This window comes from Polystyrenella longa, from assembly GCF_007750395.1.
GTDB lineage: Bacteria > Planctomycetota > Planctomycetia > Planctomycetales > Planctomycetaceae > Polystyrenella > Polystyrenella longa.
Genome location: NZ_CP036281.1, coordinates 5,192,001 through 5,214,997, shown reverse-complemented (window position 1 = coordinate 5,214,997; position 22,997 = coordinate 5,192,001). Strand labels below are relative to the sequence as shown.

The window sequence follows — 22,997 nt, the reverse complement described above, 5'->3', positions numbered from 1 at the left end:
ACCGTTCGTACAAATTAAAAATCGTTGCAACCTGAACAGGAGACGAGATCACTGCCAAAATTCTTCCTGACTGGCGTTTTTTGTCCTAGGGGTCGATTCCCTCTTGGGGCAAAGCCAAAACCGGTAATCCTGAGTTTGAATATCAGGAAGTCGCAAAAATCGATTGGATTCGATCAAGAAATCGTCGAGATGAGAATTGTTGACAGTCTATTCGGTTTTTAGAGCAAAGAAGAAAGGATTTGAAGACAAGTTCGCTTCAGAGAAAGTGCCCCTTTTTTGCCAAAAAAGGGAATAACGATTCGTCATTGCCGTCATAACTTTCGCGACCGTAACCCGGTTATGGATAGGTAAGTTATGCCGTTTGTCCTCGGGAGCTTCAAGTCACGAAATGCGGTATTCCGATGGTGGAGTGTGCGGAGAACAGATGGAGCGATCTCCGGTCGGCTTTAGAACCAGCCCACGGATGTCTTGCTACATCACCAATCCACATCGACAAAAGAATAGCGACTACTTATGACGACCAAGTGCCAAACTTTGATCGCGTTCTGTATCGGCATGGTTTTGTTCGTGATTGCTGCTCCCCTGATGGCAGAGGAAACGGATCCTCGTATGACGCCATTAGTGAGAGCTGTGCAACGCGTGCAAACCTCCGTTGTCAATATCCATACAGAAAAAACAACCTATCCGGACGAAGCACTTTTTGCGGGCGACAAACCGCGTAAAGTCAGCGGAATGGGAAGTGGGATTATTATTGATCCCCGCGGCTATTTAGTGACAAACCATCATGTCATCAACGGAGTAGACCTCGACTCTTTGCAGGTCACTTTGCACGATGGCAGTATGTACCACGCTGAGATCGTATCTTACGACAGCAAACATGACCTGGCAGTATTAAAGATCTCTGCCTCTAATTCCCTGGAAGTCATGCCGCTCGGAACATCTTCCGATCTGCGACTGGGGGAGTCTGTCATTGCTTTAGGGAATCCGTATGGCTACAAGCATACGGTTACAGCAGGGATCGTTAGTTCCCTCTCCCGAGATGTCGAAGTCAACGAGCATCAGACTTATGAAAACCTGATTCAGACCGACACCAGCATCAACCCGGGAAACAGTGGCGGACCGCTCGTCAATATGCTCGGGGAAGTGATCGGAATCAATGTGGCGATCCGGGCTGGTGCCCAGCGTATCGGTTTCGCCATTCCCATCGACGACGCCCGCGTGGTTATCCGTAAGTTACTCAGCATCGAGAGACTGGATCATCATGCTCACGGTTTGATCAGTCGTGATCACAAAACCGGAAAACAAAAAGAGATGATCGTCGAAGCCTCCCGCGGCCCTGCTCTGAAAGCGGGTCTACAAACGGGCGACGTGATCGTGGCCGTTAACAATCAGACCGTTCTTGATGCGGCTGACTTTGAACGACTGCTTCTGGGTAAATCGATCGAAGAGGCGTTTACTGTTGTTGTTCGACGTAACAATGAGAAACAGGAACTGAAATTGCACCTGGCAGACTCGTCGAGTCGAAAGGAAGATTCTGGTCATCAATCTGCTGATCATAATGTCGTCTTCCAGACACCCGCCGTCGATGACGATCCGATCTGGATGACGCTTGGACTCCGGTTGATTCCAACCGCTGTGACTTCTGATCGTTACCGTGGTGGTATGAAAGTCCTCGATGTGCGAAAAGACAGCACCGCCAGCCGGAATGGTATTCGGTCGGGTGACGTACTGGTCGGATTGCACAAATGGGAAACGGTCAACTATGACAACATCTCTTATGTCCTGGAGCATCCGCAATTGCAGAGCTTTGCTCCGCTGAGATTCTTTATTCTCCGTGGACAAGAGACTCGATATGGAAACCTGCAACTTTCTCCGGCCAGCCCGGGAGCGAATGTTTCCGCCCATGTGGCAACTCAGACGAATATTCGTTAGAGGTTTGAATTGGACTGTTCCCAAGGGGAAGGTCGTCAATTCCCCTTATTCGATGTGGGTGACTTAAGCTGCTTTTGGTGTTTTAAAGAGTGAAACGTTTTCCTGCTCTTTAGGAAAGCGAGTGGAATAAAAAAGGACCCGAATCCCCCTTGGATTTGGGTCCTTTTTATTTGTATTGCTTAAATGGTTATAGCCTTTCAAACTCTGTTCAAGGGCATCATTAACTGGCCATCGCTTTTTCAGCGTAGGCTTCCAGATCTTCGGCTCCCTTACGGTTACAGAAGTCACCGAAGCTTTCCGCACCGGTTCGATCCTTAGCGTAATATTCGAACAAAGGTACGCAGAGAGGGACGATCTCTTCGAGAGGTACCATGTCTTTGTAGATGAAAGCCAACCGGGTTCCGATCACATTCCCGCCAAGAAACAGAGTGTATTTCCCTTTCGCTTTACCTACCAAACCGATGTCCGGATGGTAAGGTCGGGCACAACCGTTCGGGCAACCGGTCATGTGGAGTGCAATTTTCTCATCGGCAAGTCCAACCCGTTCCAGTTCGGCTTCAAGGGAATCGATCAGAGCAGGCAGAATTCGTTCCGACTCGGTCACAGCCAAACCACACGTTGGTAGAGCAGGGCAGGCGATCGAATATCGTCGCAGCAGCGAAAGCTCTTCAGCCATTTTAATGCCATGATCGCGCAATGTCTGTTCGATGTCGGCTTTGTCCTGTTCTTCGATGTTACAGAGCAGAACGGCTTGCAACGCCGTCAATCGGACATCCATCCTATACTTTTCGAGGATAGTTCGCAGACCTGTTTTAATTCGTAAATCGCCTTCGTCCTGGATACGACCGTTTTCGATATTCACACCGAGGAACCATTTACCGTCCCCCTGTTCGTACCAACCGATATGGTCATCTGCGTCAGTGACGAAAACATCCAGAGGTAGCGTGAGCTCTTTACCGTAGTATTCACCTACTTTTTCCCGGAACTTTTCAATACCCCAGTCTGCGATGACATACTTCATGCGGGCGATCTTACGATCTTCCCGGTTTCCGAAGTCGCGTTGGACTTTGACGACGGCTTCGGCCACAGCGATCGTTTCATCGACTGTTGCGTAGCAGAGGGGGACAGCCAGTGCTGGAAAGGTTTTGCCTTTCAGCGAGGGGGTCGTGCCCATTCCGCCACCTGCGAGTAAGTTGTAGCCGACGATCTTTTCGTCTTCTACAATCGCCAGGAAACCAAGATCGTTGGCGTGCAGGTCGATACAGTTATCGTCCGGAAGAGCGACTCCCATCTTGAATTTACGGGGGAGGTAGCGTTCGCCGTAGATCGGCTCTTCGACCGGTTTGAACTCTTCGATTTTTGTTTTTCCACCTTCGTCATCTTCGAGCCAGATTTCGCAATAGGCTGTCGAGTGAGGGCGGAAATGGTCGGCCAGTTGATCGGCCATCTTCTGCATGTCGTCGAAGAGTGAGTTGTTTTTGAATGGAGCAGGACAAGCGATGACGTTTCTGTTTACGTCACCACAGGCGGAGATGGTGGACAACTCCGAATCGTTAATGGCCCGGACGACGGTCTTCATATGTTTCTTGGGAATCTCATGAAGCTGAAACGCCTGGCGAGTCGTCACTCGTAATGTACCGTTTCCGTATTGATCACAGAGGTCAAGTTCGGTCAGGAATTGCTTCGCCGTGACCTTCCCACCCGGCATACGGGTGCGAAGCATCATGCTGTAAACCTTCCCTTGCTTGGTACCATCGGGCAGCTTTTTATTTCGCTCGTCTCGGTTGTCCTGTTGATAGCTTCCGTGATGCTTGAGCAACTGAGATGCATCCGCAGAAAAGGCGAGCTCATCGTTGGCCAACTCTTCAGCAATCGTTCCACGAAGTTGACGGCTATCCAACTTCAGTTGTTCTAGTTTACTTAGCTTCACTTCTTCCGACATTAAAAGACCTCTTTTATGAGCAAAATCGATAAATGGTTGCTGGTGTTTCAGTTCGCCTGGTTCGAAGAGAAGACGGTTTTCGCTCCATCAGCGCCGGGAGAACGGATGGAAGACGGGTGAGACGGCGGACATTCGAACAGCGGAGGTCTTCCCTAAAGATGGCAAAACCCTAGACTGTTAAATTTATTGAAAAACAGGTATCTGAGTCCAGCCCGACATGCGGCTCTAGACCACTTGGGAGGGCTGCTTTTCCCAAATCATATAGGTAATGGGACGAAATTCGGTCATTTGAGTTCATTTCGAATGAAGAATTCCCTATTTTGACAAATCTGTTCCCACAAAAAAGAGGAGCATGGATGCCCGCTACCCTCTCAACCTCAGGTTCAGGGGCTTAGTATTGGCGGGGTTATCTGTACAAACATGACCGCAATTCCGGATCACGATGTTTATGAGCGGCTCTCCATTAAACCCTCCGCCACTTCTCTGGAGTGACAAACTGGTCCTCTGGTTCGGACGAGGATTCGGTTCCGGCCAAGTCTGGGTTGCTCCCGGCACCTTTGGAACGCTTGCCGCGTTCCCGCTGATCTGGCTGCTCAAACTGGCTGTGGGCGAGGGAAGCTATTCGCTTTCGATCTATTACGCGGTGGCCACTTTCTACTTTCTCATAGGGATCCCAATCTGCCGCCGCTGCGAGCAACTTCTGGGCAAAGAAGACCCTGGCGAAATCGTCATCGATGAAATTGCCGCTATGCTGCTGCTATTCGGTCCTCTTGATCTGGACCGGTTGAACATCGTGACCGGTTTTGTTTTCTTTCGTTTGTTCGACGTCAAAAAACCGTGGCCCGTCTCCTGGGCCGACCGACGTAAGGACCCCTTCGGAATTATGCTGGATGATGTTCTGGCTGCATTGTATACGGCTGGGTGTATCTGGCTGACACAGCGATTTATTGGTCCGGAGATTTTTGATCGCTTTTCGCACTTTTGATATCGAAGCCCAACAGGCCCCATGCAGAGTCTATCAAAATTGATTAAAATCGAATCTCGATACTTATGGTGAGTTCCACGCAATACGACAAAGTCAGGAATCGATTCAGTGACGGCACAAATCATCGACGGTAAAAAGATCGCAGCGGAAACGAGAGAACTACTGGCTAAAGAAGTGGCCCTGTTCCATAACGAGACCGGCATTACGCCGCACCTCGCCGCCATTCTTGTTGGTGAAGACCCGGCCAGCGCTGTGTATGTTCGTAATAAAGAGCGTGCCTGCGCGAAAGCCGGTATGAAAAGTACCCTCCACAAACTGCCTTCCGAAACGACAGAGGCGGAACTGCTGGAGATGATCGAACAATTCAACGACGATTCTTCGGTACACGGTATCCTTGTGCAATTACCGTTACCGGGCCACATTGAGGAACAAAGAGTTTTGGACGCGGTCACACCGCTCAAAGATGTTGATTGTTTTCATCCGGAAAATGTGGGATTACTTGCTCAGGGACGCCCTCGCTTTCAACCCTGTACTCCTCGAGGCGTGCAGGTCCTGCTGGAGAAGTCGGGAATCGATGTCTCTGGTAAACATGCGGTGGTGCTGGGACGGAGTGAAATCGTCGGAAAGCCCATGGCGATGCTACTCGTTCAGAAAGGACCCGTGGCGAATGCGACGGTCACGATCTGTCACAGTCGCACGGCCAACCTGAAGGAAGTCACTCGGCAGGCAGACATTCTTGTTGCCGCGATTGGCAAACCGAACTTTGTGACGGCGGAGATGGTTAAACCGGGAGCCGTCGTAATGGATGTCGGAATTAACAGCGTCGATGGCAAATTAGTCGGCGATGTTGATTTCGATCAGGTCGCCCCCATCGCTTCATCAATCACTCCCGTACCGGGTGGCGTTGGTCCAATGACGATCGCCATGCTTCTGGACAATACGCTAACTGCTGCCCGAATCGCGGCCAAAGGCTGAAAAAAGCAGCTTTCCGGTTCACGTACGAAAATGATGCATAACCGGTCTGGTGATTGTCTTGAGTTGTGAGACTGGGTATCGTGGAATGAGCCCGTTCTGTCCAGAACGATTATTTTGTCCGGCGCTCAATCCATCCAACCATTCGCCCGGAGGTGCTGCATGTCCCGCCCAGGTTCTCTGGCTCTCGCTCTCATTTTCCCAATTCTGTTCACCGCGTCTTCTCAGGCAGAAGACTGGGCGCAGTTCCGTGGCCATAACGCTTCTGGTGTCTCGACGGAAAGTACCGACCTGCCGGTTGAATTTTCTATTGACGATAAAGTTCTCTGGTCTGCAGAAGTGGGAGAAGGGATCGCCTGCCCAATCATCGTGAACAATCTGGCGTACACGACGGCGATGACGGACGAAGAAATCTTCAGCGTATTCTGTTTCGACGCGACTACTGGTGCTGAAATCTGGCGACGCGATTTTGAAACAGGCGAATTGCCTCCCATCATGGCACCGAATAAACCGGCCTCTTCCACCCCTGTTTGTGATGGTGAACGCGTCTATGTCTATTTCAGTACGCTTGGCATGTTCGCGCTGAATGCTGATAGTGGGGAAGATTCCTGGCAGCTTCCAATTCAAATGCCTTATTACCTGATGGGTTGGGGAGCAGCCCATTCCCCCATCGTTCATGGTGACTTGGTGATCTTCAATCAGGATGACGACTTAGCTCCCTTCCTGATGGCGGTTGATAAAAACACGGGTTCGCCAGTCTGGAGGACCGAACGCCCCGAGATGCTAGGTGGTTATTCCGTACCCGTCATTTGCGAAACCAACGGTCGTACGGAAGTTATTGTTGCCGGTTCAGGAAAACTCAAAGGGTATGACATCACCGATGGCAAAGAGCTATGGACTTGTAACTCACTTCTGCGAACCATCATGACGACACCGGTGGTTAAGGACGAGCATGTCTATGTCTCTGTGCAAAGTTATGGCGATACAAATCGAGTCCTGAAGTATGCCTTGTTGCAGTGGAAAGATACGAACCAGGATGAGAAACTCGAAAAATCAGAACTCGAAGAAGCCTTCTGGGAAAAGTTCGATAAAGGAGATAAGGATAAGGATGGATTTCTTGTCGACGACGAAATCGATGACGCTTTTCAAGCTGCGGAAAATAGGGTCGGTGGGGGTAATATCATTCAGAAAATTAAAGTGGGTGGTGAGGGGAATGTTACGGATACGCATCTCATCTGGAACCTGGACGATAGCTCTCCTTCCAACATCGCTTCACCGCTGGTGATTGAGGACATGATCTTCCTGGTGAAAAAAGGAGGCATCGCCGCGTCGTTCGAGATTGAAAAAGGCGAGCCCGTCTGGAAGCGAATGCGACTCCGCAACTTCGGTAACTATTACGCCTCCCCCATCGCAGGGGACGGCAAAATTTATGTGCAGGGTGAAAATGGATATCTGGTCGTGATTGATCAGGACAGCAAAAAAGGAAAGGTTCTCGCCAAAAACTTCATGGGAGAAAGCTGTATCTCTACCCCCGCCATCGCGAACAATCGTATCTACGTTCGCACGCTGACTAAACTCTACTGCTTCTCCAACGAGGCTGCGAAATAGAGTTCGTTAGAGTTTTCTTCCCAGTCTTTCTCAAAGACCAACAGCATCGACCTACAATATCAGGATCGCACGATGACCCTTCTTTCTCGCCGTTTTGTTGCCATGTTGCTGGTACTTCTGATTCCGGGATCGCTCTATGCTGTAGAAAAAGGGGCGACCGAAAAGGTAACCGTCCATCTGGTGACTGGCACCGAAGCGACGAAACCGATGGAAAAAATGGCCGCGATGGAATTGGAATCGCAACTCAAGGAACTCTTCAACGTCGAAGTCACACAGGAAGAGGTACTCAGTAGTGATACAGAACCGTTCATTATTTTGGGATCTGCAACGAATAAGTCGCTGTTTGGAACGGACTCCGATTATTCTCTGCCCAAACTAAGTCCTCAAGGGCATGCCTTGAAAAGTCTCGAACAAGATAGCAACACAGGTTTGACGATTGCCGGTGGCAGTCCTGTGGCGACATTGTGGGCCGTATATGAATTCGGATATCAGAATGGTATTCGTTACTTAATGCAGTCCGACGTCTATCCGGCGACGCCCAGAGAACTCAAACTGAGCGGGTATGATATCACCCTTGAACCGAATCTGAAGAAAAGAACATTTCGGTTAGTCGATCAATTTCCGAACAGCTTTGAATCCTGGAACGCCGCAGAATGTGACCTGCTGATCAAACAACTTGGGAAACTGAAGTTTAATCACATCGATCTGAATGTGTCTCCCTGGCACCCTTTTATTCACTATGAACTGGATGGGGTCGCTAAAGAGACCGGGGTCATGCACTACGGTAAGCAATTCCTCATCAATCCCGACTATCCCGGAAGTACTGCTTTCGGTGGTCAGGATCAGTTCGAGAACTCCGATTTCGCCGGAATGGAAACTTACAAAGAGCGTAACGAGGCAGGAAAACGATATATTCAATCGATTTTAAAGTCGGCACACGATCAGGGAATGACCGTCGGCGTCAGCCTCGATCCTCTCGCGTTCACGCCCGAATTCAAACAGGTATTGCCTTCCAGTTTTGTGCGGACGGACCACCACAATTTGCATCTTGGTGCCAACAATCCATACAGCGGTCCTAAATTTGAACAACTGGCAAAAACTCAGATTGAAGCATGGTTGGATACCTATCCTGAACTGGATGAAATGAGCATCTCGCTTTTCCAAGGTTCGGCAACTGATGAAGAAGTCGAAGAAGGCTTTGCTCAGTTGCAGTCTTATTCATCCAAGTTAAAGGAATCAACATTAGAAGATGTCCTCGAAAAATCGAAAAGCAATTCCATCTCCGCTTTAAGAGATTCAGGGCAGACGGCCGCCAGCCGATGCATTGCGTCACTCGCTTTCTACAACCGATTGTTTCGTAGTGGTGCCCTGGCCGAAAGAAAAGAACTGCCCCAGCTTCAGTTCAGCGACGTCACTCCCGTGCTTTACCCTTACCTACCAGAAATTCTTCCCGGTGAAAATTCTTCCCTGGCTGTCAGTGTCACGGCGGGGCACGGCGTTCACCAGTTTGATCAGGTTCCGGCACAACTGGTTCCCGCTGTTCTCGATTGTTACTTGCACAATCAAAATCTCAGCGTCATGGCTCAATCGACAACCCAGTGGTTGGCGGAGCGGATTCAACAACTACAGACGAACGAATGGGAGGGGGTCTCGGTTCACTTCTGGACACCGGCCGAACAGGATCCGACACTCCATTTTCTTTCCCGTGTCACCTTCAACAGTTCTATCACTCCCCGGCAGGCCCACGATCAATACTTCGAGACGATCACCCGGGACGAGTCTGCCACTGGTCGTATGTGGCTCGCTTTCGAGAATATGGAAGCGGGGTCTCGCATGCTGGACGATGCTGATATTCATTTTGTCTCTCCGTATGAAGGAGATAAAATGTTAATGAAGCATTACAACGCTGAAAAACCTCTCCCCGAGAACTGGGAAGAGATCAAAGAACATTTCACTCAGAACATGATCGAGCTTTACCGTAGCCATGACGCCGTCAAAACTGCGGGCCGCAAGGAACTTTATTATTACGCGAAGCGGAGCGAAGCTGTTCTGACGTATCTGACCGCCGTTGAAGAACTGCACGCAGCGGCTGCCGCCAGAGAAGAAGACGATCTCGAAACCGCTTCCGAGCATCTTTACACTGCACTGGAGTCACTCTACGACGCGATCGACACGCTGAATGATGTCGCCCGCAACCCCAGTGATCTGGGGACAATCGTTCTGCTCAACGAATACGGTTACGGTCCATTGCTAAAAGAAGTGGGAACCGTGGATGCTCAGTTGGACGCAGCAGAATAATTGAAGCCGAGCTAAGCTCAGAATTCTTCGTACGCGAACTAGACAAGCCCCCGTTGTACAGTTTTGGGGGTTAAAATCGTCGCAATCGTTACAGTCACCCTTGGCTTTCGCTGTCTCTGCAAATCACCTTGTTTACGTAACAGTAAATCTTACGCCTTGTCGAATAACAATGACATCAACACATTGCACGAAGCCATGTGTCTATACGTGACGTCACGCACGTGACCGCCATGATTGAAATTTACAAGATCTAAAAGATTCTCGAAAACGTTTTCAGGAGATTACTAAAATGCGTTGGATTACTTTGACCGCTGCGTTGGCCCTTTGTAGCTTGAGCACTCAGGCAGAAGCTGGCCTGTTCAACTTGTTCGGACACAACAACAATAGCTGTTGTGCTTCAGTTGAACCTTCTTGCTGTGCTCCAGAGCCAAGCTGCTGTGCACCAGCTCCTTCTTGCTGTGCACCTGAACCAGTTTGCTGTGCACCAGCTCCTTCTTGCTGTGCTCCTGAGCCCACCTGCTGTGCTCCAGTTTCTTGCTGCAAAGCCAAAAAATCTTGCATGTTCGACAAACTGTTCAGCTGCTTCAAAAAGAAAAACCGTTGCTGCTCACCTGAGCCAACTTGCTGTGCTCCCGAGCCAAGCTGCTGTGCTCCTGAGCCCTGCTGTGCTCCTGCTGCACCTTCTTGCTGTGCTCCTGAGCCCAGCTGCTGTGCACCAGCTTCTTCTTGTGGCTGCGGATCATGCGGACACAAATCTTCCTTCTTCGGTCGTATGTTTCACTAAAACACGACTGATTTAGGTTCTCGCTGTTCATAATGGTTGATCAGATTACGGAACAGATTCACTACCGACATCCTTGAATGCTCAACTGTGCTATTCGAGTCTTCCGTAATCTGGCCTTTTAAACCGGCAATGATTGACTACCTGACTGACGGGCCATTGATCGTAATAGCAGATCGACGATACTTAATCGCTTCCGCTTACTTGAAATACAGTTCATTTCAAGAACAGGAAAATGAACCGTCTGCTCACGAGAGAATGATCGCCGCATAAGAACAACGAGTCGACTTACATTAATCAGGGTGATGTTCCCGTTCCAAGGGAGGCATCACCCTGATTTTTTTTGTGTCTATCGAAACGTCATCTAAGGGAAGACAGGGCGACCACTACTTCGATATTCGATAGAGGTGACTATTGGTTCGTATGATCAAGCCACCCGGAATGGGGGCAGGCGTCGCTTTGATAATGCCATCCAGCGAATTGGTTCGAACGATGTTCAGTTCATCGGCGGGAGCGACCACGAGAGTTTTGCCTTCATGATTGTTGAACAGAAGGTGGCTGTTTACGTATATCGGTGAAGAGGAGAAATTGCCTCCCAACCGATCCTGCCAGATTGCTTCTCCCGTACTTGCATCGATACAGCATCCAACGCCTTTGTCACTGCAGAAATACAATCGACCATCGACCAGAATCGGCGAACTGATCTGCGGTACCTGTCGTTTGAATTTCCAGCGCACATGGGATTCGGTTACATCCCCTTCTCCCGTTAGATCGATCGCCCAGAGTTCCGACTTCGTAAATCCGGTGCAGACGTAAGCCGTAGTGCCATCGACGAGGACCAGAGGAACGTTCGAAAAACCGTTGTATATTACCCGCCAGATTTCTTCGCCGGTGTAGGCGTCATACGCTTCAATCTGATCGGCCCCCGTGCTGATCACCTGCCAGCGATCGTTTACCTGATGCACCGTCGGAGTGGAGTAGGCTTTTTTAAAGTCGGGACGATCTCGAAACGGACCGGATCGTTCTGTCTTCCAGACAATATCGCCCGTCTGTTTATCGAGGGCCACGACGTATTGCACGTCCATGCCATCGCAATTAATCAACAGCAGATTATCAAACAAGACCGGCGAGCTACCCGGGCCTTCCTTGTGTTCCAATTTCAGTTTCTCATGCTTCCAGACAATCTCTCCGTTGTCGCTGTTCACACAGGCCGTTCCCATTGTACCGAAGTGAACGTAAACAAATCCGGGTTCCACGACAGGCGTGGGAGAGGCGTGGCTGTTCTGGTCATTCACGGTGACAGGTTCTTCAGGGCGAAAAACGTCAATCTCCTGGAGCAAATCGCCCGATTCCACGTCGAACGAGTACGCTTTCAGGACCTGTCCCTCTTCGACGGCGCTCGTCAACCAGATTTTACCATCCGAGAGCACAGGCGAAGACCACCCCAGACCTGGTACAGGAACTTTCCAGGCGACGTTTTCCGTTTCGCTCCATTCGAGAGGAACATTCGACTCCTGCGTCGGGTGTCCCTGTCCATTCGGACCGCGAAGTTGGTTCCATTCGGTTGCGATCAATTCCGCACCGGGAAGGGCGGAACTGGCGGACCAGAAAAGCAGATTCAGCAGGCAACAGGTGGTCAATGTCGAAAACGAAAGAGCGTGCATCGTGTCGATAGACTCAACGTTGAAAAGCGGTAGGAAACAGGGATGTCACTGATTGAGTGTTTCTCAGATCAGGAAGTGCCTTATGGCGGGATTACTTCATCGAGAGATTCTATAGCGTACCCGAAGAAAGAACGTCTCACAATCATCTGTTGAAGATCTGCCATGGAGATCCTATTGAGCGGATTTCAGGACAAAATCTAGTCCTCGGCGACAGCGCGCCAGGCATCGAGTGAATCTACAGTCGCCCGGACGTCATGAACACGCAAGATGTCGACTCCCAATTGGGCGAGTCCGATGGAAATACCCACGGTTCCCCATATCCGTTCGTTCACCTGACGTTCCAGTAATTTGCCAATAAAGCGTTTCCGGGAATGGCCGATCAGCACGGGGCGTCCAGCCTGCTGTAGAACAGAGACCCCTTTCAGGATTTCCAGGTTATGGGCTGCCGACTTTCCAAATCCGATACCGGGATCAAGTACGATCCGCTCCGGTGCAATTCCAGCCGAATTTAACGTTGCCACGCGTTCCTTGAAAAAGTCACAGATTTCCTGAACTACATTTTCGTAGTGGGGATTCTCTTGCATCGTTCGTGGTGTTCCCTGCATATGCATGCAAATGACACCGACCTCCTGATGCGCTGCGCACAATGGAATCATTTCCGGATCAAGCCGTAGACCGGAGATATCGTTGACAATAATGGCCCCCGCTTGAATTGCCTGACGCGCCACTTCTGCTTTGGTCGTGTCGATAGAAATGGGAACGTTCGTTTTATCGGACAAGGCTTCAATGACCGGTATGACCCGTGCCAGTTCCTCTTCCAAAGTGACTTCGGCTGCTTTAGGACGAGTCGACTCTCCACCGATGTCGAGAATGTCGGCACCTTCTTCGACAAGTTGAAGCGCATGAGCAATCGCAGACTCGCTCGTCGCATACTCGCCCCCGTCGGAAAAACTGTCCGGTGTCACATTGACGATCCCCATCACCAGCGTAAATCGCCCTAGCGTATGAGTGTGTCCGCCAAAACTCCACAAGCGAGTTTTAGGGTGGGTTTCAGAATCGGGGGTCGGTTTCATTACCATGGCAAGTCAATTCATCCAGTAGAACAGCTTGAACTTTCGTCTTCGTCTGCCTCTTGCACGCAGCACCGTGACAGGGCTGTAGCAGGGCGTTATTATCACATAAATCAGCTCGGCCTGCATGCCCCACGATAAAAATCTCACGACAGAGATCGAATGGCTCATGCAGGCACGGCCCTCCTATCATAAGATCTCTCCCCTACGAAAGCGATCCTTTGGAACCCGTTGCCCTCATCACTGGTATCACTGGCCAGGACGGACAGTATCTAGCTCGTCTTCTACTGGAGAAGGGCTATCACGTTCATGGGTTCACGCAGGCCGCGACGAATTTTCCACATGAGCAAGTTTTCCTGCATCGGGTTGACCTGAAGGTAACCGAAAATCTGCACGACCTGTTGAAGCAAATTCAGCCTTGTGAAGTCTATCATATGGCAGCGCAGAGCCATGTCCCTCTCTCTTACCAGCAACCACTGGAAACCGCCGAAATCACTGGGATGGGAGCCCTTCGTATGCTTGAAGCGGTTCGCCAGTATGAGATAGAGTGCTCCCGTCAGGTCCGTTTCTTTCAAGCTTCCTCTTCTGCCATCTTAGATGACCAGGCCGGACCTGTATTAAACGAGCAATCTCCCATCCATCCTCGCAGTCCCTACGCCTGTGCAAAAGCGTATGCTCATCTTCAAGTGCAAAACTACCGCGAAGCCCATGGTATGTTTGCGTGTAATGGGATTCTGTTTAATCACGAGTCCCCTCTGCGGGATGAAAGTTTCGTCACTCGCAAAATCACGCGTGCGGCGACTCGAATCAAACTCGGTTTACAGCAGAAGTTAATTCTCGGCAATCTCGATGCGGAGCGAAGCTGGGGTTATGCGGGAGACTTCGTTCAAGCGATGTGGTTGATGCTGCAACTGGATGAACCAGACGACTTCGTAATCTCGACAACAAAAACGCACTCCGTTCGAGAATTCGTCGATGTCGTTTTCCAGTGCCTTGATCTCGACTATCAACAGTATGTCGAGATCGATCCGGAGTTCTTTCGTCCTCACGACGCCCCCGTTCTCTGCGGGGACATCACCAGAGCCCAGACGCAGCTCGGTTGGCAGCCCCAGGTGAGCTTTACCGAACTGGCACATCAGATGACGCAGCACGATTTAGAGTTGGCCGAAATCGAATCGCGAACTAATCACTCTGGTTGAAACTTAACATCAACGACGGTGATACCTCTGCCGGGTACGCGGATCGAAAACCGATTCTCTTTAGGCTTGATGGTGATCGAGGGAAAACTAGAGAGAACTTCGGCAGAGGCGACGGGCCGCCCCATGTCAATTAATGGTCGGGCATAAGCGTATGTCCGGTTCTTGATCGCGATCCGAATAGTTCCGTCTTGTAGAGTCACAGGCATTATCGCCACCGACTCCGCTTCTTCGACCACTTTAATCGGTGTCGCAATTTGTTGAATGACTTTGGCGCACACATCTATAAAACCATCGGAAACATGTCGGTACGGAAGGTGGTTCCAATATCCTTTGGGGAGTTCCTGTTTCAGAATCTCCGCGACAGGGGGTTCGTCTTCCCCTTTCTCAAACGGAATAACTTGCGGGCTGGCATGAAATACACCGCACCACATTTCTAACGGACTGTAATGATCCTTGAATTGAGCACCGGGAATCGAAATGAGCTTGAGGATGTTTTCAGGAGGACGTCCAATGAGAACCAGAGGGCCATTCTTGTAACCTCCGAGGCGTTCCAGTTCCGACCGCGGCATCAGGTGGGCATTCGGAACAATCAACGTCCCTGTGGCTTGGACGATATCGTCCACGTGAATAGTCGATTGAATCGTGACACCTGCCTGCATGAGGTGAAAGAGAATGCGATGCGTGTTCCATGTGCGATTTTTAATATAGTCTTCGAGTTCGGCTCGAAAGACGGAGTCCGACCAGACAACCGTCGCGCCTCCAGTGCTTTGGGGCGGCTCTTGAAAGGCGAGTTGCCATCGTTCTTCCAACCAGTTCCACTCATTCTTTTTGAGACCATCACCCAGGCAGACTAAAAAACCATCGGCGCTGGGAGCCAAACTTCCATCAGATCGGTTGTGGAATACATTCGCCAGCGAGTAGATTTCCCGTTCCAAAACCATTGGTGCGTGATGAATCGCGTCCCACTCCTCGACAACATCGTGAACGCCATGCAGGAAGATGAGTTTGGTTTCCGGTAGACAGGCCCGCATTAACATCAGCATCGCCAGGAAATCATCGTGCCGATCCGAATCCACCGTACGTGGATCGGTCGCCAGCCCGACGGCGACCGTCTCGACGATGATGGCATCCACACCCGTGGCGGCTATTTTCTGATAATCGATTCCATATCGATAAAGCGCTTCAAACGGGGCCCGTCCCCATGCCGAGTTGATTGCGGCCTTCTTGTCAGTGGCGTGTAAGGCTGTGACGACTTTCCCCCAGAACGTCGTCCAGCGGTCGGCGTAAAATTCACTCCATTCTGCTCGTCGATTTTTAAGAATCCATTCGGCACGGGCTATCAGTTTGGAAACATCATAGACGCACTCCTGAGTAACCACCTGGGGAAGATTGTACTCTGAGTATTCAGCGAATTGAGCAATCATGTCGTCTGAAAAAGAGACTTCATGAATCGGACCGGACAAAGGGCCCCAACCATCTGCTCCATGCCAGCCATCAAAGCCGTAGTCATTGAGCGTTTCGACCAACTTCTTAATAAAGTAATCTTCGAAATAAGAGCCGTCGTCCAGACGTGCCAGGCAGTTGAGAGCCCACGCGTATCCACTCTTTTGGCGAACATGCAGGACTTCGTGATGGTCGGCGATCCATTCCCGATGTTCCCGAGTGCGGTAGTACTTCGCGAAAACACTGAGATAGACTTCAATCTTTCGTTCATGAAGTTGTTCGATGAGGAACCGGAGTTGATAGTTCGTCCAGTCCTGCCGTTGCCGCTCTGGATTGAAGTCGTGCCCGTCTCTCGAAGTATATTCTTTCGCCAGTTGCTCTTCCGTTTCCATTCCCCCATGAGACAGGATGATATCGGGCGAGCTGATCATCAGGCAGATTACTTTCGGAGCGAATCCCGTCTTTTCCAGATACTCCCCCACTCCTGAATCAGGTTGTTGATTGTCGAACGCAATCAACTCGGTCCAGATCCATCGTTCATGTGGCCTTAATGCTGTTTCTTCCTGTGCGTAAAGATCGACGCTCAGAATGGATGTTAGTAAGACAACGAGAGAGGAAATAGAATAGAAAAGTGAACGTCGCGACATGGAAAAATCAATTCGTTTTTTCGAGTACAGGTCGAACGAGGATCGTGAACGATCGCGAGTTGGATATCCCTTAAGGATACCTGCCCGTTTAATTCCAGGTCAACTACATCCCGGCTTTGTTGCTGCGATCTTATCACCCACCTTCGTTGCATCACGTCACTTCTCTCTGTAGGGTGAATAGTCCGTTTCAATTTATAATGATTTCTACAGGCAGGGGGCTTCATGCGATCACATGCTCATTCTCGTCGTGAATTTCTGGTAACTTCAGCGGGTATCTTGCTGCGAAGCACATCCTTGTCGCAGTCATTGGCCGAATCGGGTAAGGGGGGTAAGCCGTTGCTTATACCGAAACACGACGAAGTCATCTGCCTCTGGACACCGCGCCATCCCAGACACGATCATCAACTTATTTTCCCACTGAGCGATGCAGAACTAATGTTGGTCTGGTGCGAGTATTACACCAAGGGAGAACCCAAATCAAAGAAGAAGGGGCAGGGGGGCATCGGCGACGAAGTGTCGTGCCAGATCACTTCGATGACGTCCACCGATGTCGGTTGTACCTGGGGAAATCGTAAGGTCATTCAGGAGAATATCTGGAAGCACAATGTCAAACATCCCAACCTGATTCGGATCTCCCCTGAAGAAATACTCTTCACTTACGTCGGCTGGGATTCTCCTGAAAATCGAAACGTCTATATGCGACGGTCAACCGATAATTGCCAATCGTTTGGAGAGCAGCAGCAGATCTCTGAACCGGGCTGGTACTGCAACAACGCGGACCGAGCGATCCGACTTAGTACGGGCCGCGTCATTCTTCCGGCGCATGGTCCATTCGATGAAAAATACATCGGCGGTACTCCTTATAAGGGAGGCGATCTGCATTCCTTTGTTTGGTATTCCGACGATGGCGGCCATCAATGGAAACGAAGCAGTGACAGCATGACGGCAAAAGGACGAGGTTGCCACGAACCGACCATCGTGGAATTGAATGATGGACGCCTCCATTGCCTGCTGCGAAATACGAATCAGAAACAATACTTCAGTATTTCCGAGGATGGTGGCGATCACTGGTCGAAGCCGGAACCCACAGCGTTGGTCTCGCCCGAATCGCCCGCCATAGTGAAACGGATTCCCACAACGGGTGATCTCCTTGTTCTCTGGAACCAGGTCGCCTCTAAAAGTAACTGGCCCCGCACGCCATTAACTGCGGCGATCTCTCGAGATGAAGGACAGACCTGGTCGAACTTCTGCGATATCGACAATCGCTCTGACTTCGATGCCGCATATCCTTCTGTCACCTTTCATGGGAATGAGGCGCTGGTCACTTATTACACCCGTTCCACAAAATGGAAGCGAGACAGCGAGGTGACTTTGCGGATCTTCGATGTCGATCAGTTTTATCGTTAAGAGCGATGACATCCAAATTCCATTGGAGCAAGATGGTCGAATTCTAATTCCGCTTCTAAAAATCGACCTGGCCTCGTATAGCGATGATGTCGGCGTCGGAATCTTTGACGATTGGGCCATAGGTGGCTGAACTGGAATTTAGAAAAGCGTGGATGTAATTGAATTGGACTTTAGTGAACTTGTTAAGATACCAGTTAAGTCCCAGAGTGGTGTCGTTTAGTCTCCCTCCCTGGATGTCTTCATCGTTCAGGTCGATGTAAGACCAGCGAGCCGCCACTTCCCATGCTCCGATGCCACTTCGTCCGAAAGGGTTATCAGGAACAACGCGTCCAAAAACACCCGCTTTGCGGTTGTACGCTCGACTTTCGCCTGTGAGCACGTACCCTGCTTGGGCATAGGCACCGTTGAAGGTGACGGAAGAGCCATTCAGTCGACTGAGCATCGAGTAAAAAACTTCTGCCTGGGTATGCAGTGGACCGGCCGAGGCTCCGAATTCCGCATTGATCAAATTGACATGCTCAGTTGGCATTGCGCCCGTATCGACAAATGGGGGAACATTATTAGGTACGCCTTGAGGAACAAGCCCTGATCCGCCTGTTTCGGAAACAAAGAATTCGGGTTGATTCTGGTACTGAACGAAGTCGTTAGCTGGATCGATATAAACATAACCGGCTCCAACATGCACAACGCCATCGTCCCCATGGTCAATCAGAAGTCGGGTAAGGCGAGCAGCACCACCATATCCACCACTATCTCCGATGTTTCCGCCGAAAGGATCGGTGGGGAAACGGAAGCCGGAGACCGCCCAGGTCGTATCTTCAACTTCGCTATTGCCGTAGTACATCATGCCGATCTGACGAAAAGGAAGAAAGGCAAATGGAAGTCCCCGTTCGAGGAAGGATATATCTTTTATGCTGGTCTGGCCATCCATTCCAAATGGTTGTCGAAACTGTCCGATGCGTACATTACCCGCTTCGTCGTTTTTGATTTCAAACCAGACATCCATAAAACTGGGACGACCGCCCGCAGCAAAATCCATTTCCAGCATGTATCCAACATTTTCCCACACCTCACCAACAGCAGCCAGCCGCGCACGCCGGAAGTCGGCTCCGTTCTGAATGTCACCTAGTACCGCCTTATTCGCATCATCCTGTTCGAACCAACCCGTGTCGATTTGCATAAAACCAGTAAGTTGGGCAGTCGGGAAATCAGGATTCTTTGCCGGAGGGCAAGGTGGAAAAACGGTGTTTAATTGGGGAGGCGTGTAGAGTATCTCTCCATTGGTTTGCTGGATGGAATTACCAGTAGGTTCACCAAGTGTGCCGTAGGAAGCCTTAAGCTGATCGATTTGCTGTTGGAGATCATCAATCTGGCTGTTCACATCCGAGGTCGGAGGTGCGGTCCACGCGGGGCTTGTCGAGAGTGCTAGAACGAGCATCATGGCGATGCTTACGGTTTTCCAACCAGAGTGAGTTGCGCCAGATTCCTGAGACTGATTTCGAACCAATTTGACTGTTTTGTATAGGCAAAAAATGAGAAGCATTGGATTTCATATTTAATAATACAGAGGATGGGGGGATTGCGTTTATTTGGCCCACTTTGCCGAACAGTCAGGCTCTGTTTGTTCAATCGGCGTTATAATCGGAATCAGACCATTTTATTTTCGACGGTTCTCAAGTTTTCCCTGGTTTCGACTCAAGAAACAATGCAGCTGCTTGCAGAGAACGAATGCAATTAATTGCATTTACGCGAGAGGCAAGGTTGAGCTGGCACTACGTATGCCGAGAGCGTATTCTGCTTGAAGGAGTTGTTCCCAGAAATATTACCGACAGGTCTAAAAAGAACGACAGCCATGACGGAAGAGAAAAACCTGCTGGAAACACTGATCAATGAAGAAGTCGTGATCGATGCGCGAAGTGAATATGTATTCATTGGACGGATGATGGCTTACGACGAGCATTATCTCGTTTTGAAGCAGGCCGACGTCCATGACATGCGCGACTCATCGACGACGCGTGAGATGTACGTGCTGGAAGCCAAAAGGCACGGTTACCCCTGGAATCGGGAACGCGTATTCATCCGCCGGGAAGAGGCGATCAGTATTTCGAAATTAGACGATGTGCGCGAATAGAACAGACCGATCGTGCCTGTTTAGGCAGCAATAGATTCTAACTGGTCTTCTTCAGTCGTTCTTTGCCAGATTGCTGTTGCGGCGCACTTTCAGTCGGATGGGCAAGGTCGTCAGGCCATCATCAGCATCGGCTTTCAGGTGAAAGAGTCGATCCTGCTCGGGTAGCCATTTCGATGCTGCCAAAGTGAAGATCTGCTCGGTCTCTCCTTCGGGTATCATCAGACCATTCAGTCCAATGTTATCCACAATCACTCCGTGGGGAAGATTTCGCCCGCAGTCGTCTGAACCGAAACGAACGCGATCTTCGTGTTCGTTTCTCGTAATACGGACATACGCCGAAACCATTTCCCCTGGATGAATCGTTAACTCCAGTAATCCGTCTTCCGGATTGATGGCAGATTCGCCCGCGTGGGGAATGATCTCCATCGTTACTTTGGGTGTTGCCTCATCAAGTTTGATTTCACCGATCGAATTCACTTCATGCTTAACCGACTCTCCATTAATGAGGGCGGTTGCCGTTACCTTGGCCAGTTTGGCGTTTTCAGGAGTCGGTGCCACCACATCCGCAGGAGCGTAGATGGTCCCCAACGCTTGCAACTGCCCTTCCTGAATGACAATGGGGCTCGACGAGATAAATCCGGGAGGCAGATCGGTGATCTGGATCTCGATCGGTCCTTCGAAGTTGTCCTCTCGATCAACAGAGAAGACAAGTTCCCTGCCGGTGCCTCGCTTGAGCGTCGGGTTTTCGCCCTTCAAGGTAACCTTGAAATCGGGTTCAGGTTGCCGGACGGTCAGTTCATATTTGAAGTCGCTACCCTGAAACTGCCGCACGTCACTGACGCGGACGAGATAGTCTCCATCCGCAGGGGCAGTGAATGTTAGTTTGGAATCCGACCCCCACTGACGACGGCTTTCATCGTCGTTCTCATAGTAGAGTTTGAAAATTGGTAAACCATTCGGGACAACTTCTACATCGGCCGGGTAAGGTTCGACGACATAACATGGCTCTTGCAATGCATGGGCGAGGGGAGTGGTGTCGAAATATCCAAACCGGTTACCATCACCTGGATAGACCCGGAACCCGGAGTCGGGGCCGCGTGGATATAACCACAGTTTGACAATTTCGCCATTCGCATACAGGTATTCGTTCAGCTCCATCTCTTCCCAGTTTTGAATTCGGAAGTCATTACTGGTAAAAGAATCTTTCCCACGAAAAGTAAACCACGAGTCGCGTACCGCTTTTAATTGAGTGCGAACAATTGGTTTTCCTTCGCTGTCGAGGACTTCAACTTTAGAGTCGAGCGGTGACTCCTCCCGAGAAGCTTTGATTTCCGTAATCCATTGTTCTCCCTTTTTCGCCGTAAAGCGATACAGGTCGAAATCGACTTCGTCGGTTGTGCCCTCATGATAGATCGTTCCGGCGATCTTAGCAGGTAATTCAATGGTGGCTGCCTGATCGGGGGTATCGTTGGGTTCAAGATCCGTTAATTCGTGCATCTCCCCCACTTCTCTGCGGACAAGGCTCTCTATGTCTTTTGCTGTACCCTCTGCTTGGGAGTCCTTAACCTGCTGGAGCGAATACTGCTGGAAGGTACCGTCGATTCTTCCGACAATAAAGGTCTGGCTATCGGGCGAAATGGTGACCGTCGTACAGATAGAAGGTTGTTGTTCAAACGCCTGAATCTGGTCGAGCGTCTTTGCGTTCCACTGTTTGATAGAGAGGTCTTCGCTGATCGTCACCAGTGATGTCTGATCGGGTGTGTAGGCTAACGAAAGAATCGGTCCAAGGTGGGCGAAGCGAGCATGCAGCAGCGGGTTGATGGCCACTTTGTCTTTCGAGACTAGTTCCCAGATACGAATGCGGTTGTCGACTCCAGCGGCGAGTACGGTTTTTCCATCGGGGCTGAACAGGACCGAGTAAACCTCTTTCAGAGGTTGACCCAATGTGTCGAATCGCTCTCCCGTCGCGACGTTCCAGACTTTCGCAGTCGTGTCGCCACTGGCTGTCACCAGCAGGGAACCATCAGGACTGAATTCGAGATCATATATCGCATCGTTATGACCTGACAGGGTGCGGAGTTGTTCGCCCGTCTTCACATCCCAGAGGATAACCTGACGGTCATAACTTCCCGTGGCCAGAAGATCGCCCGTCGGATTCAATCGTGCTGTGTAGATAATGTCCTGATGCCCAGTGAAACTCTGAACCTGCTCGCCGGTCGCAATATCCCAAAGGGCAGCTTCTCCCTGTAAACCGGTGATTCCTGAACCGGTAACCAGGAAGCGGTTGTCGTTGGAGAATGAAACGGAGTTCACTTTTCCTGGGAAATCGGACAGGCTTTTCACTGGTTTCAGGCTGGACGCGTCGAGCAGATCGACATGCTGATACGAAGAGACGGCGACCCATTTTCCATCATCGGACCAATCGAGTGATGTGATCGGGTCATCATAACTATGAGTTGGTTGGATCTGGGGAACGTTCAACATGATTGTTTCCGTACCGGGCGCAGGACCTTTAGCTCCCGCGTCAATCCAGGCGGTTAAGAGCGCGATCTCTTTTTCGGTCGGCGCTTCACTCCCTTCTGGAGGCATGACAGAATCGGCGTTGCCAGTCAAAACCTGGACGAGCAAAGACTCGTTCCCTTTGCCAGCGACAAGCACCGGACCGTTGGTTCCTCCCTTTTGCATCGCGGCGAACGTATGCAGCTCCAGGTCCCCTTCCATGTCCTCGGCGTTGTGGCAACCGACACAGTACTTCTGCAGGATAGGGGCAACCTGTTTCTGGTAATCAATCTCCGCAGCAGTCAGATTAACGGGAAGAATGAATAACAGCGATGTGAGACAGAATAGAAATCGTTGCATGGATCACATACCTGAAATCAGCAGTACGAGGACCGCATTCAGAAAAATGAGTTGGACTA

Annotated in this window: 15 protein-coding genes; 8 read left to right on the top strand and 7 right to left on the bottom strand. The window is 50.5% G+C overall.

The genetic code is table 11. The annotated features are described in order from the left end of the window. Positions 1-513: 513 nt before the first annotated feature. A complete protein-coding gene (locus Pla110_RS19265; protein ID WP_231742625.1) occupies positions 514-1,932 on the top strand; it encodes a trypsin-like peptidase domain-containing protein in 1,419 nt (472 codons plus the stop codon). A gap of 220 nt (positions 1,933-2,152) precedes the next feature. On the opposite strand, the gene Pla110_RS19260 is transcribed toward Pla110_RS19265, so the two are convergent. Next, positions 2,153-3,874 (bottom strand): NADPH-dependent assimilatory sulfite reductase hemoprotein subunit, encoded by a 1,722-nt coding sequence (locus Pla110_RS19260; protein WP_144998233.1) that lies wholly within the window; start codon positions 3,872-3,874, stop codon positions 2,153-2,155. A gap of 448 nt (positions 3,875-4,322) precedes the next feature. Between Pla110_RS19260 and Pla110_RS19255 the strand changes: the two genes are divergently transcribed. The 4 genes from Pla110_RS19255 to Pla110_RS19240 all read left to right on the top strand — a co-directional run bounded on the left by Pla110_RS19255 (position 4,323) and on the right by Pla110_RS19240 (position 9,737). After that, complete coding sequence (locus tag Pla110_RS19255) at positions 4,323-4,859, top strand: phosphatidylglycerophosphatase A family protein (RefSeq protein ID WP_197440306.1); 537 nt, start codon at positions 4,323-4,325, stop codon at positions 4,857-4,859. 108 nt (positions 4,860-4,967) lie between these two features. Further along, on the top strand, positions 4,968-5,834 hold the full coding sequence (gene folD, locus Pla110_RS19250; protein WP_144998230.1) for a bifunctional methylenetetrahydrofolate dehydrogenase/methenyltetrahydrofolate cyclohydrolase FolD: 867 nt from the start codon (positions 4,968-4,970) through the stop codon (positions 5,832-5,834). Positions 5,835-5,993: 159 nt separating this feature from the next. Continuing rightward, positions 5,994-7,439 (top strand): outer membrane protein assembly factor BamB family protein, encoded by a 1,446-nt coding sequence (locus Pla110_RS19245; RefSeq protein WP_144998228.1) that lies wholly within the window; start codon positions 5,994-5,996, stop codon positions 7,437-7,439. A gap of 72 nt (positions 7,440-7,511) precedes the next feature. Then, positions 7,512-9,737: an alpha-glucuronidase family glycosyl hydrolase gene (locus Pla110_RS19240; protein ID WP_144998226.1), complete on the top strand. Its 2,226-nt coding sequence runs from the start codon at positions 7,512-7,514 to the stop codon at positions 9,735-9,737. A 339-nt stretch (positions 9,738-10,076) separates the two neighbouring features. Here the strand turns inward: Pla110_RS19240 and Pla110_RS22715 are convergent, their stop codons facing one another. The 3 genes from Pla110_RS22715 to folP all read right to left on the bottom strand — a co-directional run bounded on the left by Pla110_RS22715 (position 10,077) and on the right by folP (position 13,261). Then, complete coding sequence (locus Pla110_RS22715) at positions 10,077-10,490, bottom strand: hypothetical protein (protein WP_197440305.1); 414 nt, start codon at positions 10,488-10,490, stop codon at positions 10,077-10,079. A 414-nt stretch (positions 10,491-10,904) separates the two neighbouring features. Then, positions 10,905-12,182 carry an outer membrane protein assembly factor BamB family protein gene (locus tag Pla110_RS19230; RefSeq protein WP_144998222.1) on the bottom strand — a complete coding sequence of 426 codons (1,278 nt, stop codon included), beginning with the start codon at positions 12,180-12,182 and terminating at the stop codon, positions 10,905-10,907. A gap of 197 nt (positions 12,183-12,379) precedes the next feature. Beyond that, on the bottom strand, positions 12,380-13,261 hold the full coding sequence (folP, locus tag Pla110_RS19225; protein ID WP_231742624.1) for a dihydropteroate synthase: 882 nt from the start codon (positions 13,259-13,261) through the stop codon (positions 12,380-12,382). Between the two features lie 212 nt (positions 13,262-13,473). Here folP and Pla110_RS19220 point away from each other — a divergent pair, with 212 nt between their 5' ends. Further along, positions 13,474-14,451: a GDP-mannose 4,6-dehydratase gene (locus Pla110_RS19220; protein ID WP_144998220.1), complete on the top strand. Its 978-nt coding sequence runs from the start codon at positions 13,474-13,476 to the stop codon at positions 14,449-14,451. Here the strand turns inward: Pla110_RS19220 and Pla110_RS19215 are convergent. Then, positions 14,439-16,541, bottom strand: coding sequence for a hypothetical protein (locus tag Pla110_RS19215; protein WP_144998218.1), 2,103 nt, complete (start codon positions 16,539-16,541; stop codon positions 14,439-14,441). The genes Pla110_RS19220 and Pla110_RS19215 overlap by 13 nt on opposite strands. A gap of 222 nt (positions 16,542-16,763) precedes the next feature. On the opposite strand from Pla110_RS19215, the gene Pla110_RS19210 reads away from it, so the two are divergent. Then, positions 16,764-17,948, top strand: coding sequence for a sialidase family protein (locus tag Pla110_RS19210; RefSeq protein ID WP_144998216.1), 1,185 nt, complete (start codon positions 16,764-16,766; stop codon positions 17,946-17,948). 55 nt (positions 17,949-18,003) lie between these two features. On the opposite strand, the gene Pla110_RS19205 is transcribed toward Pla110_RS19210, so the two are convergent. After that, entirely contained in the window at positions 18,004-19,491 is a 1,488-nt protein-coding gene (locus Pla110_RS19205) for an OprO/OprP family phosphate-selective porin (protein ID WP_144998214.1), read from the bottom strand. Between the two features lie 309 nt (positions 19,492-19,800). On the opposite strand from Pla110_RS19205, the gene Pla110_RS19200 reads away from it, so the two are divergent. Further along, on the top strand, positions 19,801-20,079 hold the full coding sequence (locus Pla110_RS19200) for a hypothetical protein (protein WP_197440304.1): 279 nt from the start codon (positions 19,801-19,803) through the stop codon (positions 20,077-20,079). A 51-nt stretch (positions 20,080-20,130) separates the two neighbouring features. Here Pla110_RS19200 and Pla110_RS19195 read toward each other — a convergent pair whose 3' ends face one another. Beyond that, the gene (locus Pla110_RS19195) at positions 20,131-22,938 is read right to left on the bottom strand and encodes a WD40 domain-containing protein (RefSeq protein WP_144998212.1); all 2,808 of its coding nucleotides are present in this window, start codon (positions 22,936-22,938) and stop codon (positions 20,131-20,133) included. Positions 22,939-22,997 lie beyond the last annotated feature (59 nt).

Coding starts and splice junctions, on each gene's coding strand:
- Pla110_RS19265 (WP_231742625.1), top strand. CDS start 514: ATGACGACCAAGTGCCAAACTTTGATCGCGTTCTGTATCGGCATGGTT.
- Pla110_RS19260 (WP_144998233.1), bottom strand. CDS start 3,874: ATGTCGGAAGAAGTGAAGCTAAGTAAACTAGAACAACTGAAGTTGGAT.
- Pla110_RS19255 (WP_197440306.1), top strand. CDS start 4,323: ATGAGCGGCTCTCCATTAAACCCTCCGCCACTTCTCTGGAGTGACAAA.
- Pla110_RS19245 (WP_144998228.1), top strand. CDS start 5,994: ATGTCCCGCCCAGGTTCTCTGGCTCTCGCTCTCATTTTCCCAATTCTG.
- Pla110_RS19240 (WP_144998226.1), top strand. CDS start 7,512: ATGACCCTTCTTTCTCGCCGTTTTGTTGCCATGTTGCTGGTACTTCTG.
- Pla110_RS19230 (WP_144998222.1), bottom strand. CDS start 12,182: ATGCACGCTCTTTCGTTTTCGACATTGACCACCTGTTGCCTGCTGAAT.
- folP (WP_231742624.1), bottom strand. CDS start 13,261: ATGGTAATGAAACCGACCCCCGATTCTGAAACCCACCCTAAAACTCGC.
- Pla110_RS19215 (WP_144998218.1), bottom strand. CDS start 16,541: ATGTCGCGACGTTCACTTTTCTATTCTATTTCCTCTCTCGTTGTCTTA.
- Pla110_RS19210 (WP_144998216.1), top strand. CDS start 16,764: ATGCGATCACATGCTCATTCTCGTCGTGAATTTCTGGTAACTTCAGCG.
- Pla110_RS19205 (WP_144998214.1), bottom strand. CDS start 19,491: ATGCTTCTCATTTTTTGCCTATACAAAACAGTCAAATTGGTTCGAAAT.
- Pla110_RS19200 (WP_197440304.1), top strand. CDS start 19,801: ATGACGGAAGAGAAAAACCTGCTGGAAACACTGATCAATGAAGAAGTC.
- Pla110_RS19195 (WP_144998212.1), bottom strand. CDS start 22,938: ATGCAACGATTTCTATTCTGTCTCACATCGCTGTTATTCATTCTTCCC.